The following is a 12,526-nucleotide window of genomic DNA, read 5'->3' on the forward strand; positions in this document are numbered from 1 at the left end:
GTGGTGTCAACGAGGTCTGTCGTCACGCCTGGGTTCCTTCTTCATAGCCTTGAGCGGGGCGGGCGGGGTGGTCGGATTCCGCCAAAACCCCTGCGGGTATCGATCATACCCTTGACACCCTTCATACCCCTCAGCTATGACAACCCGGCGGCCCTGGTTATTCCACCATTGTGCGCGGCACTGTCCGGTAGCGTCGTCTTCGACGCACTGTGGGCCTTGTTGTCACTTTGCGTAGGTTTTTCCGTTTAGTGGTTGGGGTCACCGGCAGCGTCCTCGGTACGGGCCACCCCCGTGTTTCAAGCGACGTAGTCAGCCAAGTGCCCGGCGAAATCGGGTTGCCGCAGCCGTGCCAGCGCCCCCTTTTCGATCTGGCGCACCCTTTCACGAGAGAGCCCAAAGTCTGCCGAGACCTCCTCTAGGGTTCGTTGACGGCCGTCGTCGAGCCCGAATCGCAGGCGCAACACTCCACGTTCGCGGGCGGGAAGGCTGTCCAAGGCGGACTGAATCTGGCGGCGTAGCAAGGCGTAGGTGACGGAGCTCTCCTCGGAGCCTTCCACGTCGTTGGGCATGTAGGCGACCAAATCTCCCAGCGACGTCGACTCATCGTCGCCGACGGTCTGGTCGAGACTAACCGGTTCCCGGTCGTAGGTGACCAGCTCCAAGATGCGCTCGGGTTTGACGTCGATTTCGGCGGCGAGTTCGTCGTTGTTGGGCTCGCGGCCCAACACTTCCCGCAGCTCGTGCCGGGCCCGGTTCATGCGCTTGATCTGCTCCACAGTGTGGGCCGGGATGCGTATCGTGCGACCTTGGTCGATCATGGCGCGAGTGATGGCCTGACGGATCCACCAGGTGGCGTAGGTGGAGAATTTGTATCCCTTGAGGTAGTCGAACTTCTCCACTGCTCGGATGAGACCGAGGTTGCCCTCTTGAATCAAGTCCAATAGCGACACGCCGCGGCCGGTGTAGCGCTTCGCGACGCTGACGACAAGGCGCAGATTGGACTTCAGCATGATGTTCTTTGACGTCTGACCTTGGGCGACGATCCAATTGAGTTCGCGTCGTTCGCGGGGGTTCTCAGTTAGATCCATCTTGTGCGCTGCCATGAGGCCCGCTTCGATGGCCTTGGAGTGTTCGACCTCTTCGGCGGCGGTCAAGAGGCGGTGTTTGCCGATGCCGTTGAGGTAGGCACGGACGGAGTCTCCGGAATAGGTTGAGGTGGTTTTGGGACGCGTTTCTTCGAAATCGACGTCGGTGAGGTTGAATCCGGCGTCTTCGCGTGAGCTTGACGGGCGGCTTAGCTGGTTGGTGTCTTTGACCGGAGCCATAAGTGTCAACCTTTCGCTGTGTCTCTATCCCGCATTACGGGGCACTGGGAACTGAGATCACTAGCTTGACCTGAAAAAGGCTCGGTGAAACCCCTTGGATTCAGAAGTGGCACAAACCCGGGATATAAATTTTCGCCTCCACCGTGGAATCGTGGCTTGGGCGCGTGCCAGCGATATTTGAGCGCTATGAGGCGGACGGTGAAAACCGACATCGCCGCGCCCAAGGCGATGACCATTCGGCCCGTGTCGTCGTCGAGGTGTTGACCCAAGACTACGATGACCGCGCCACCCAGTGAGGCCAGCGCGTAGAAGTCGCGTTGCAAGACGATGGGGATCTCGTGGGTGAGTACGTCACGCAGGATGCCGCCACCGACGCCGGAGATGACCCCGATGAAACACGCGCCGAGGGTGGGTACCCCGTAATCGAGGGCCTTGTGGGTGCCAATGACGGTAAAGAGAGCCAGTCCCGCCGCGTCTAGGACGAGCATGGAGATCCGCATGCGGTTGACTGCCGGGTGCAGCCAGAAGACGATGACAGCGACGGTCATCGCCGTGACCGGATAGCGCCAATCGGCGAAGAAAAGGGGCGGGGTCGAGCCGATGACGATGTCACGGATCATGCCGCCGCCCAACGCGGTGAGTGCGCCAATGACGCACACCCCGAACAGGTCCAGGCGTTTGGTGACGGCCGCCGTCGCCCCGGACGCCGCGAAGACCGCGACGCCCGTCAGATCGGCGATGGTGATGACCAGTGAATTGTCCACACCTTGGGTTATAACAAGCGCGAGAGCTCATCGGCCCACGTTTGTGACGATTCTCCCCCTGTTTTGCCTGCTCATCCAGCATGCGGGTCTGGCCGGTCCCACGAAGTTCGGGCGGGGCGGGCTCTGGAACTGGTTTCGGCGGTGACGAGGAGATCCTTCGTGCCACCACCGAGACGAGGAGAACCGAATACGAATTCTCAGCGCGTGCGGCCGCTATGCCCCACCGGGCAGATCTACTTCTTCATTTTGGCGAAGATCTCTTTGCACGCCGGACAGATGGGGAAGCGCTCGGGGTCTCGACTGGGGACCCACATTTTGCCGCACAGTGCTTTGACCGGCACTCCGTCCACCATTGCCGCCATGAGTTTCTCACGAGGCACATAGTGCGAAAAGCGCTCCTCGTCCCCGTCCTCATAGCGGTAGTCCGGTTTGGTTTCCGTCTGCTCATCGAGCATCGTGGAGGTACCGGTCGTGGGAAGCTCGCTCACCTTGAATCCACTCCTAAAATCTGCTGACCCCTGAATTTTGCCACGCGGGCGAGATTCAGTCCGCATCGATCGTGCGATGGGGCTTTTCCGAGTCGCTCAGAGCGGGAGGCTCGGAGGCGGTGGAACGGGCCTTGTACTTGGCAAACAGGCGCCGGTCTTTCTTGACCTGGCTATCGTTGGCCAGCATCACGGCCAGCCATGGGACGACCGCCATCGCGACCAAGCCCACGGTAAGCCACAGCCACAGCAATGGTGCCTCGACGATGACCAGAATGCCGCAGGCTACGACCGCGAAGACGCGAATCCCCATCATGATCATGTACTTGGTCGTCCGTGCGCGTCGCTGCTCCTCCGGCGAGACGCGGACGTCGGTGATGATGGGTGTCGCCTTGTCCCGAGTCATACCTTTAGCGTGACACGTTTTTCTCCACGTGCAAGGAACAGGCCAAACAATTGCGACGCGCGTTATTCCGGCGCTGAGGATCGCAGAGGCGTCCACGGTATCGCGCCTCGCTTTTTGCCCTAGTGCCGTTGCACACCGACAGCATCGGGCCGCGTGGATGGTTCTGTGAAGACCAGTGCCATCATGAACCTATGCGCGCAGTGATTCAAACGGTGTCAAGTGCCTCAGTGACGGTCGAGGAGCAGGTTGTCGGCAGCATTGAGAGTGGCCTGTTGGTACTCCTTGGGGTCACTCATGACGATACGGTCCAGACAGCCAAGCAAATCGCTGGCAAGATTTGGAACTTGCGCATCATGGCCCAGGAGAAGTCCGCCTCCGACCTTGGCGCGCCGATCTTGCTGGTCAGCCAGTTCACCCTATATGCCGATACCCGCAAGGGACGGCGTCCCAGTTGGAAGAACGCGGCCCCCGGTCCCGTTTCCGAGCCACTTGTCGAAGCCACGGTCGCTGCCTTGCGTGATCTGGGCGCCAAGGTCGAGACCGGGCAATTCGGGGCGTTTATGGAAGTGGCGTCGGTGAACCAGGGGCCCAACACGATCATTTTGGAGTTGTGAGCTCGCGGGGCTACTCGGCCAGGGCGATTTGCGCCTGGTTGAGCGCGGCCTCCATCTGATCGCGCCAGATAAAGATGTCCGTCTCATGCTCCAGTACGATCGCGGCGGTCAACTGGTCCCATTCGTGCTGCATAATCGCTCGGTAGTCAACATCGTCGGCGCAGCTAGCGACATCGAGGGCGAAAGCGATCTCGCGTTCGGCCGCCTCGTCGAAATCCCACGGCGCGTCCGCGGGCGGCGGGACGCTCAGGTGGTCGAATTGCCCGATATCCCACGGCTGTTCGGACCCGGTGCCGGGTGGGTCGGGGTAGAAACTGCGCACATAGGCCCACATCCCATACAGTTCCGGAAACGACGGGTGGCCCCGGTCGGTCATGCACTCATCCCATGCACGGTGGACTTCGTTGGCCTCCCGGGTGGGGAAGTCCAACTCGTAGGCGACCAAGTTCAGCCCCTCGGGCACCGGGGGCGCCGCTGAGGCCGAAGTGATGTCGTCGGGTTCGATACCCTCCAAGCCTGGCGCGCCCACTCCGTAGATTTGGCTAGCGACGATCCCACGACAGCCGCCGAACGCCACTGGGTCGGCCTCCTGCAGCTCTAGGATCTCCTCCGGAGTCAGGTCGGAGTGGTCGGGCTGCTCGTGACCGTTCATGGTCTCCCAGTAAGCCTCGCCGTAGCCTCGTCCCTGCGCCACGAATTCCTCTGGTGCGATTTCGGAGTGCCGAAAGTCCTCGGCACTGTACTCGATCCACTGGTCTTTTATCCCGAGCCCACGCTCGGCCGCCTCCTGTGACGTCGGCAGGTCGGCAATTTGTGGCGGGGGAGAGCCGGGCGTCGCGTACACCACGTAGAAGTCTTCCTCAGTGCGCGGTGGCTCATGGTGAACGAAGAATCCCTCGTCTTCCATGCACTGCCGCTCCATCCTCGATGTCGTTAGCGACAAGTGGTTGCGCATCTCCTCGATGTCGGCCATCACGGAGCTGAGGCGCACGATCTCCGAATCGGAGACCAGATTCGTGGTAGCGGCATCCTCGGCCTCGTCCGAGCCGGAGCCACACGCGCTGGCCACCAGTAGTGCCCCGAGCGCGACGGTCACTTTCGTCGTTGTTATTCGATGACTTTTTCTCATGTGGCAATGACGAGTCATTTCAGCGCGACAGTTGCAAATATATGGAGAGTGTTACCTCATTGTGTCCATTGAGGTTGCGTTATGGACGACGGGAGACTGAGGCAATTCGATACCGCTCCGGTCCACCTAGCGTCGCTACTGCGCCAATAGGGACTGTGCTTGGATTTGCGCAGCCTCCATCTGATCTCGCCACACGAAGATTTCAGTCTCATGGTCCAATATGACCTGGGCACTCAACTGGTCCCACTCATGCTGGGTGATCTGGCGATACTCCGTATCATCAGCGCATTCGGCCACGTCTAGAGCGAACTCGATTTCCCGCTTTCTGGCCTCGTCGAATGGCCAAGGCCCACCCTCAGGTCGTGGCAAGGCCAGCTCTGGAGCGAACTGGCCCACATCCCAGGGCTGATCGGTGTTCGTTCCGGGTGGGTCCTCATAGAAGCCCCGCGCGTACAGAAGCGCCGCATAGGTCTCCGGAATTGAGGGGTGGCCACGATCGTTCAGGCACTCTTCCCACAAGCGATGTGCATCGTCGATTGGCGGGGTAGGGAAGTCCATATCCCAATACTGCAAGTACAGGTCCTCCGGAAGCGGGGGCTCGGAAAGTGGGTCAGTTATATCGGCCGGCTCGATACCGTCTAGTCCATCCGCGCCCACGCCGTAGATTTGGGCGGCCACGAGGCCACTGCAGCCGCCTGCGGCTACTGGGTCGGCTTGGATGTCTTCCAGGATCTCTTCGGGCGACATTGAGCTATAGTCGAGGCGTTCTTTGCCGTTCATCGCCTCGTAATATGCATCGTTGTACTCTTTTCCACGTTCTTCCCAACCCGGGTGAGCAAGGTGAGGGTTGCGGAAGTCACCTGAGCTGTGCTCGATCCACTCATCGGCGATGCCCAGGCCGGTTTCTTCGGCCTCAGCCACCGAAGGAAGATATTCGATCAGGATCGGTGGTGTACCGGGTGAACCGTAGCGTTCGAAGTCGGAGGGTTGGGGAACCAAGGTCTCACCGTGAAAGTCGAAGCCCTGGTCCTCCATGCACTGCCGCTTCAGACGCTGGGTTGCGTACGTGAGCTCATTGGAAGTCGTGTTTATATCGACCATGACTGTGCGCAACCGGTCAAGTTCCGACTGCGGAATGTGTTCGGGTTCCTCGGAGTCCTCAGTGCTTGCCGTCATGGAACATGACGTGAGAACTATGGCAAGGCATAGGGCTGAGGCGGCATGGGCACTTCGTTTACTCATGCATGATTGACGTCCTATCGCTCGGCTATGGTTGCACCAGTTAACTGAGGAGCCCGCTCAGTGTCCACTTGGGATGTAAGAGGTTTCCCGCGACGTTCGCCTACTCGGCCAAGACTTCCTGAGCTCGGACCAACGCGGCCTCCATTTGGTCGCGCCACACGTACAGCGCGGCCTCGTGCTCGATGGCCATTTTCCCAAGCATCTGGTCCCACTCATGTTGGAGAGTCGCCTTGAAGTCGGTCTCCTCCGAACACTCGGCCACGTCCACAGCCAGAGCGATCTCGCGTTCAGCCGCCTCGTCGAACTCCAGCGGAGCCCACGAGGGGGCGGGCATATATCCAGGGTCGGACCCCTCCCCGGTCCACCATAGGCTTCCCTCATCATCGGTCCCTGGTGGTTGGACGTAGAAGCTGCGTACATACGGCGGTATGCTTCCCAACTCTTTGATGCGGGAGTTGCCGCGCTCTTCAAGGCAGTCGTTCCATCGCTCCATGGCCTGGTTCGCCTCCGGGGTCGGGAAGTCCAGTTTCCACGCCTCGGTGATAACCCCGTCGGGCACCGGCGGTTCCGGGCCGCGGTAGGTGATGTCCTCGGGATTGACATCTTCCAGACCCGGGGTTTCGTCCGCATACAGCCAGGAGGCGACCTCGCCTCCGCATCCGGCGGCGCTCTCGGGCTCCGCCTCGAGCGATTCCAGGAATTCCTCCATGGTCTGTATGGAGTCCTCCGCTGGTTCACGGCCGCTTTGCACATAGAAGTACTGGTCGGCGTATTCGCGACCCCGCGCGAGGAAGTCGGGATTCGAGTCGGCCATGTCGGGGTGTATGTAGTCCTCGGCCGTCACGTCCGTCCACTCCGCGAAAATTCCAAACCCCTCCTCACGCGCCGTCTCGGGGCTCACCAGATAGGACGAGTCCAGCGGCGGCGTGCCCGGAAGCGCGTGGAAGACAAAGTCGTCATCGAAGTTCGTTCGTGGCAACTGCGGGTGGACGTCGAAGCCGTAATTCTCCATGCAGTGGTTCATGAGACGGCTTCCGAGGATGCGCAACTCGCCCGATGTCGTGTTGACATCCGCCATCGCGGTGCTGATCCGATCTAGGTCCTCCTGCGAAATGGCTGAGCCGTGATCCTCGGCGGAGTCGTTGCCCGAACAGGCGGTGAGCAGCGCCGCCGAAGTGAGTAGCGTGGCTCCGATCCGAGCCGATCGTGTTTGTTTGTGCATTAGAGACAGACGACTGGCCGTCACCCAAAAGGTGCACGATCGTGGCGAGAGCTAGGTCACACACACGCCAGGTGAATGCGTATCGCACCCCAGTTCGCGCCCACCCGCGGCCGTCCTACCAGGGACAGTGACTAGGTCGCCTCAGGACGCAATCCTGCCACCGATCGTCTCTGTCACGCTCTACACTCGTTGAGGCGCACACTAGCTTCACATCCAAGGAGGACCCCAGGCATGATGCCGACTGCCGATCCCGAAACTCTTCCGTCCTTGCGGATCTGGCAGCGCAAAGCGATGGTGAACTACCATCGCAACCGCAGCAATGACTTCCTCGCGGTGGCCACACCCGGAGCTGGAAAAACCACGTTCGCCTTGCGCATCGCCTATGACCTGCTCTCTGATGGCACCGTCGAACAAGTCACCGTCGTAGCTCCCACCGAACACCTCAAGACGCAATGGTCCGCAGCCGCGCACCGGGTCGGTATTCACCTGGACCCCAACTTTCGCAATGCGAACGTGCACTCGGCGTCGGACTATCACGGGGTCGTTCTCACCTACGCGCAAGTTGGCGCTGACCCGGCTGTCCACCGCCGCCGCACGCTCGCCCGCCGTACCCTGGTCATCCTCGACGAGATCCACCACGCTGGCGACTCCCGGTCCTGGGGCGATGGTGTCAAGACCGCTTTCGACGAGGCCGAACGGCGCCTAGCCCTCACCGGCACCCCGTTTCGCTCCGATGCCAATCCGATTCCCTTCGTCGACTATGAGACGGGGGCCGACGGCAGCATGCGATCTAGTTCGGACTCGACCTACGGCTATCGCGACGCGTTGGCCGACGGTGTCGTGCGTCCTGTCATGTTTATGGCCTACTCCGGACAGGCCAAGTGGCGTTCCTCGGCCGGAGAAGAGCTGGCAGTGCGCCTTGGTGAACCTCTGACCAAGGACCTCACCTCGCACGCGTGGCGTACCGCGCTAGATCCCAGCGGGGATTGGATCAAGCAAGTCCTGCGGGCCGCCGACGCGCGATTGCAATCGCTGCGAGCCTCGGGAATTCCAGACGCGGGCGGCCTGGTCATCGCCAGCGACCAAAACACCGCCCGCGCCTATGCCAAGATCCTGCGCAATGTGGTCGGTAAGGAAGCCGAACTAGTGCTGTCTGACGATGTGGGAGCCTCTGACCGGATCGCGAAGTTCGCCGAGTCCGATCAGGAGTGGATGATCGCGGTGCGTATGGTCTCCGAGGGCGTCGACATCCCGCGCCTAGCAGTGGGGGTGTACGCGACCAATGCCCACACGCCGCTATTCTTCGCCCAGGCCGTGGGCCGGTTTGTGCGGGCACGCCGGCAAGGCGAGACTGCCTCAATTTTCCTCCCCAGTGTCGCCCCCCTGCTCGAACTGGCAGCCAATATGGAGGCCGACCGAGACCACGTCATTGTCGCCAAAAGCAATGACGAGGACCCCGACCAGCTCCTGGTTGAGGCAAACCGGCAACTCAACGAGCCGGGCCTAGAAACCGGACAGCGGGAAACCCTAGAAGCCAGCGCCGAACTGGACCATGTCATCTTTGATGGCGACACCTTCGGGATGCCAGTCCAGGCCGGTTCGGTCGAGGAACAGGAGTTCCTGGGGCTCCCAGGCCTGTTGACCGCCGAACAAGTGCAGCTGTTGCTACGTAAACGGCAAAGCGAACAAATCGCGTCACAAAAGAGCGGTTCGGATCGCAGCGAGGCACGGCCAGCGACTCCCGCCGAGCCACAAATGACAAACGCGCAGCGACGCCTGACATTGCGCAAACAGCTCAACGCACTGGTGGGAGCGCGTAACAGCGTCACCGGTGAGCCGCACGGAAAAATTCACGCCAAGCTGCGATCGGTCTGTGGAGGGCCTCCAAGCGCACAAGCCACCATCGAGCAGCTCCAGCAGCGCATCGAGACGATCCGCTCCTGGTAGACGCCACTAAATCGGGGCCGGAAGCCAACACCCGGTGACCGAAAAATTGGCCAGGCTTCGACCGGGCTCACTCAGAGTCACAATCACTGAGACGATAAGCGAAAGCCCGTGGGTAAGACCACGGGCTTTCGTGTGAGGACGACTGGAGATAGGCGATACCGCTTGGCCTCGAGGCGGTCACGGCATGGCAAAAGGGCAGGCATCCCAACAGGCGCCTGCCCTTTTTCTAAAGTCTCGTTGATGTTAGTTTTCTGACGCCGTAGGCATAAGGTCGCTTCCGCGCCAGTCGAACTCTGCTTCGACCATGAAATCTACGGCAATCGGTATCAGCTGCTCGGCGTAGGCATTTGCGTGGTGCCCGCAGAAGACAAGGTCGTCTCCGCCGGTAAGCAAGATGCGCAATTTCGCCGCAGCGCTACACCGATCGCAGCGCTCTCCCGCAAGGGGACGTTCGTCCGTCTCGGGCGGGGACGTCAGGGTGGATGTCATACCTTCCTCCGCTGTGACCGGTTGCAATGGACAATCCCGCCGAAGCGGGCTGACAGCTTGCGCCGTCTGGTGCCTATCATGTTGTTGCCAGGCAAGTGGTTCCCTGTCAGGTTACCCACTCATACCGGTCAACGCCTCTACAGTACTCCCTCTTCCCAAAAACACGCGACTGAGATTGAGGTCACGAGTACTGGGTTGGGTTGTAGGCTCACACGTTATCCGACTAGATGCCGTTGGGCAAATCGACAGACGCATAAGCGCGGCAAAAACCTCATAGCGTCCTCACCCCAAGTATCCAAACTCACTCGAATGGGTGAGCGACGCCATGCCTTTTGCGCCTTTAATCCAGGTAATCGCGCAGAACCTGGGACCGAGAGGGATGCCGCAGCTTCGACATCGTCTTCGACTCGATTTGTCGAATTCGTTCCCTGGTGACCCCGTAAACTTGACCAATCTCGTCGAGCGTACGGGGCTGGCCGTCAGTGAGGCCGAACCGCAGCCGCACCACGCCCGCCTCACGCTCAGACAGCGTCTGCAAGACCTGCTGCAGCTGCCCCTGCAGCAGAGAGAACGACACCGCGTCGACGGCCACAACGGCCTCCGAATCCTCGATGAAGTCACCTAGCTGACTGTCGCCCTCATCTCCGATCGTCTGATCCAGTGAAATGGGCTCCCGCGCGTACTGCTGGATCTCCAACACCTTTTCAGGCGAAATGTCCATTTCCTTCGCCAATTCTTCGGGCGAAGGTTCGCGACCCAGGTCCTGAAGCAACTCGCGTTGGATGCGTCCGAGCTTGTTGATGACCTCGACCATGTGCACCGGAATACGAATGGTGCGGGCCTGGTCGGCCATCGCCCGGGTAATCGCCTGGCGAATCCACCACGTCGCGTAGGTGGAGAATTTGTAACCCTTGGTGTAGTCGAACTTCTCGACTGCGCGGATAAGACCCAGGTTTCCTTCCTGAATCAAGTCCAGGAAGGCCATGCCACGACCGGTGTAACGCTTCGCAAGCGAAACCACCAGCCGCAAGTTAGCCTCCAGCAGGTGGTCTTTGGCGCGTTCGCCGTCACGCGAGATCCACTTCAAATCCCGACGAACCTGCACCGGCAACTCTTCACCGGCCTCAGCGCGCTGGCGAAGCGTCTCAACCGCGTACAAGCCCGCTTCGATGCGCTTGGCGAGCTCGACTTCCTGAGCCGCGTTCAGCAGCGGGACTTTACCGATCTGCTTGAGGTAAGCACGCACAGAGTCAGCTGACGCGGTCATCTCCGCGTCCTTACGAGCCTGCTTCAGCGCCTCGGAATCCTCATCGTCCCACTCGAACTCCATCTCCTCGTCGCCGTCTTTGCCCTTGCCCTTTTTGGCGGACTTCTTAGAGGACTTCTTCGAAGCCTTCTTCGACTTCTTCTTAGCGGGGCCAGCCTCAGCGGCAGCCTCTTCGGCTAGGACTTCCTCGGGGGTGGGCTCATCGGCGTCGGAAACGGCTTCTTCGTCGATCTTCTTGGCCGCCTTCTTCGCGACCTTCTTCGCTACCTTTTTGGTGGCCTTCTTAGCCGCCTTCTTCGTAGATTTCTTGGCGGCCTTCTTCGCGGCGCTGGCGGTGGCGTCGTCTGCAGTGGGCTCAGTCTCAGCCTCAGTGGTGGCAACCTTTTTCTTGGCTGCCTTCTTCGCGGCTTTCTTTGCGCTGGGGGCCTTGGCGGTGGTGGCGCGGGAGGAAGCGGTGGCGGCTCGGGCGGCCGAGACCTTCTTCCTGCGGGTGCTGGACGATCCGTCCACGACAACCGTGACCTCGGCGGCGGCCAGAGACCGCAGCACCTTCTTGCCTTCAGCGGGGGAGACCTGAGCCGACTCCAAGACATGAGCCACATTCGCGGACGTCAACTGTCCATCGTTCTGCTGCGCCATGTGCAGCAGTGAGTCGGTCAACGTCTGGAGGTCAGCGCCATTGGGACGTGCGTCAGTCACGAGCAACCTTCCGAGGCAATGGTGGGCACGGTAAAACCGGGCACCATGGCGAGTGAGCATTGGCTGGTATTGGGTCGGCAGCCCAACTTGTGCGCAGCGCACAGCGGGCTAGGCGTGAATTGTAGCGCCGAAATTTGGAAACTGCCCATCTACGTTGCCGTTTTGAGTCGTGTTTCTGCTTTTTCAGCAATGTTCAGCCTTCCGAGGAGCCCTATTCGATGGAGCAGGTTCCCTCAGGGGCAGTGATTCGGTCACGGGTGGCAAACGTCAGGCGGGCATCCGATTCCGTCTTTACTTGTTGGAAACGGCTTCCGAGGATAATCGTCACCGCCTCTTGATCGTAGTCCAAGCTAAACTCGGAGCGTCCGCCGTGGAAGTAAGCCCAGGCGTGCAATCCGGCCCCGAAGGTTTCAGGCCCCGAATAGATGATGGCCGGAGTCTCGTTTCGTTCCTCCGAGTCGCCCACATCGACGACGTTGAAGCCGCGCTCCTCCAACTGTTGGGCGGCTTGGTCTGCCAGCCCTGATTGGTCGGTGCCGTTCAAAATGATCAGGGAGATGTCCTCGGTGTCAGGGATAGCCAAGCTGATCTCAATGTCGCCGGATTCACAACGGTCGGTTGAATAGTCCTGCTGACTGTCCGAGCGGACAGCCCACGCTGTCGCCACCCCGGCAATGAGCGCCAACGCGCAAACAAAGATGAGGGCTCGCACCCGTGCGATTCGCACCACAACCTCCTGGCATTCGATGTTGCCCAAGGCTATCGCGTCCCACCTTCCTGGGTGGCAAAGAGGCGGTACACTGCTGCGCCGACGGGTGTTTCTCACCACTTTAGGGATGAAATTATGCCCCACCCGGTGTATATGAAGGGACGGCGCGCGGTATCGTACGCCGCCCGCACTAAATTGCACAGAGTCAAAACAGGAACCCACTGACCA

The 12,526-nt window shown here is 60.6% G+C and carries 12 protein-coding genes; 2 read left to right on the top strand and 10 right to left on the bottom strand.

The annotated features are described in order from the left end of the window. Window positions 1-296 precede the first annotated feature (296 nt). From JQS30_RS05580 to JQS30_RS05595, 4 genes are all read right to left on the bottom strand, one after another. On the bottom strand, window positions 297-1,325 hold the full coding sequence (locus JQS30_RS05580; protein ID WP_213172390.1) for a sigma-70 family RNA polymerase sigma factor: 1,029 nt from the start codon (window positions 1,323-1,325) through the stop codon (window positions 297-299). A gap of 5 nt (window positions 1,326-1,330) precedes the next feature. Next, a complete protein-coding gene (locus JQS30_RS05585) occupies window positions 1,331-2,089 on the bottom strand; it encodes a trimeric intracellular cation channel family protein (protein ID WP_246498071.1) in 759 nt (252 codons plus the stop codon). Between the two features lie 233 nt (window positions 2,090-2,322). Further along, window positions 2,323-2,544, bottom strand: coding sequence for a DUF3039 domain-containing protein (locus tag JQS30_RS05590; protein WP_343076186.1), 222 nt, complete (start codon window positions 2,542-2,544; stop codon window positions 2,323-2,325). 88 nt (window positions 2,545-2,632) lie between these two features. Continuing rightward, complete coding sequence (locus JQS30_RS05595) at window positions 2,633-2,980, bottom strand: DUF3099 domain-containing protein (RefSeq protein WP_213172392.1); 348 nt, start codon at window positions 2,978-2,980, stop codon at window positions 2,633-2,635. Window positions 2,981-3,171: 191 nt separating this feature from the next. Here JQS30_RS05595 and dtd point away from each other — a divergent pair, with 191 nt between their 5' ends. Further along, the gene (gene dtd / locus JQS30_RS05600) at window positions 3,172-3,594 is read left to right on the top strand and encodes a D-aminoacyl-tRNA deacylase (protein ID WP_213172393.1); all 423 of its coding nucleotides are present in this window, start codon (window positions 3,172-3,174) and stop codon (window positions 3,592-3,594) included. Between the two features lie 10 nt (window positions 3,595-3,604). Here dtd and JQS30_RS05605 read toward each other — a convergent pair whose 3' ends face one another. The 3 genes from JQS30_RS05605 to JQS30_RS05615 form a co-directional block, all read right to left on the bottom strand. Next, window positions 3,605-4,690 (bottom strand): hypothetical protein, encoded by a 1,086-nt coding sequence (locus tag JQS30_RS05605; protein WP_213172394.1) that lies wholly within the window; start codon window positions 4,688-4,690, stop codon window positions 3,605-3,607. 168 nt (window positions 4,691-4,858) lie between these two features. Continuing rightward, a complete protein-coding gene (locus JQS30_RS05610) occupies window positions 4,859-5,965 on the bottom strand; it encodes a hypothetical protein (protein WP_213172395.1) in 1,107 nt (368 codons plus the stop codon). A 100-nt stretch (window positions 5,966-6,065) separates the two neighbouring features. Next, window positions 6,066-7,187 carry a hypothetical protein gene (locus JQS30_RS05615; protein WP_213172396.1) on the bottom strand — a complete coding sequence of 374 codons (1,122 nt, stop codon included), beginning with the start codon at window positions 7,185-7,187 and terminating at the stop codon, window positions 6,066-6,068. A gap of 234 nt (window positions 7,188-7,421) precedes the next feature. Between JQS30_RS05615 and JQS30_RS05620 the strand changes: the two genes are divergently transcribed. Next, entirely contained in the window at window positions 7,422-9,134 is a 1,713-nt protein-coding gene (locus JQS30_RS05620) for a DEAD/DEAH box helicase (RefSeq protein ID WP_213172975.1), read from the top strand. 243 nt (window positions 9,135-9,377) lie between these two features. On the opposite strand, the gene JQS30_RS05625 is transcribed toward JQS30_RS05620, so the two are convergent. The 3 genes from JQS30_RS05625 to JQS30_RS05635 all read right to left on the bottom strand — a co-directional run bounded on the left by JQS30_RS05625 (window position 9,378) and on the right by JQS30_RS05635 (window position 12,316). Beyond that, the gene (locus JQS30_RS05625; protein ID WP_213172397.1) at window positions 9,378-9,623 is read right to left on the bottom strand and encodes a DUF7455 domain-containing protein; all 246 of its coding nucleotides are present in this window, start codon (window positions 9,621-9,623) and stop codon (window positions 9,378-9,380) included. Window positions 9,624-9,963: 340 nt separating this feature from the next. Next, entirely contained in the window at window positions 9,964-11,649 is a 1,686-nt protein-coding gene (locus JQS30_RS05630; RefSeq protein WP_343076151.1) for an RNA polymerase sigma factor, read from the bottom strand. Window positions 11,650-11,800: 151 nt separating this feature from the next. Beyond that, entirely contained in the window at window positions 11,801-12,316 is a 516-nt protein-coding gene (locus tag JQS30_RS05635; RefSeq protein WP_213172398.1) for a LytR C-terminal domain-containing protein, read from the bottom strand. Between the last annotated feature and the right edge of the window lie 210 nt (window positions 12,317-12,526).

Origin of the sequence: Natronoglycomyces albus (assembly GCF_016925535.1) — a bacterium.
Classification (GTDB): Bacteria; Actinomycetota; Actinomycetes; order Mycobacteriales; family Micromonosporaceae; genus Natronoglycomyces; species Natronoglycomyces albus.

What these genes read in the sequence shown, in the direction of transcription:
- dtd (WP_213172393.1), top strand. Translation starts at nt 3,172, where the DNA reads ATGCGCGCAGTGATTCAAACGGTGTCAAGTGCCTCAGTGACGGTCGAG.
- JQS30_RS05595 (WP_213172392.1), bottom strand. Translation starts at nt 2,980, where the DNA reads ATGACTCGGGACAAGGCGACACCCATCATCACCGACGTCCGCGTCTCG.
- JQS30_RS05580 (WP_213172390.1), bottom strand. Translation starts at nt 1,325, where the DNA reads ATGGCTCCGGTCAAAGACACCAACCAGCTAAGCCGCCCGTCAAGCTCA.
- JQS30_RS05610 (WP_213172395.1), bottom strand. Translation starts at nt 5,965, where the DNA reads ATGAGTAAACGAAGTGCCCATGCCGCCTCAGCCCTATGCCTTGCCATA.
- JQS30_RS05630 (WP_343076151.1), bottom strand. Translation starts at nt 11,649, where the DNA reads ATGCTCACTCGCCATGGTGCCCGGTTTTACCGTGCCCACCATTGCCTC.
- JQS30_RS05625 (WP_213172397.1), bottom strand. Translation starts at nt 9,623, where the DNA reads ATGACATCCACCCTGACGTCCCCGCCCGAGACGGACGAACGTCCCCTT.
- JQS30_RS05615 (WP_213172396.1), bottom strand. Translation starts at nt 7,187, where the DNA reads ATGCACAAACAAACACGATCGGCTCGGATCGGAGCCACGCTACTCACT.
- JQS30_RS05620 (WP_213172975.1), top strand. Translation starts at nt 7,422, where the DNA reads ATGCCGACTGCCGATCCCGAAACTCTTCCGTCCTTGCGGATCTGGCAG.
- JQS30_RS05590 (WP_343076186.1), bottom strand. Translation starts at nt 2,544, where the DNA reads ATGCTCGATGAGCAGACGGAAACCAAACCGGACTACCGCTATGAGGAC.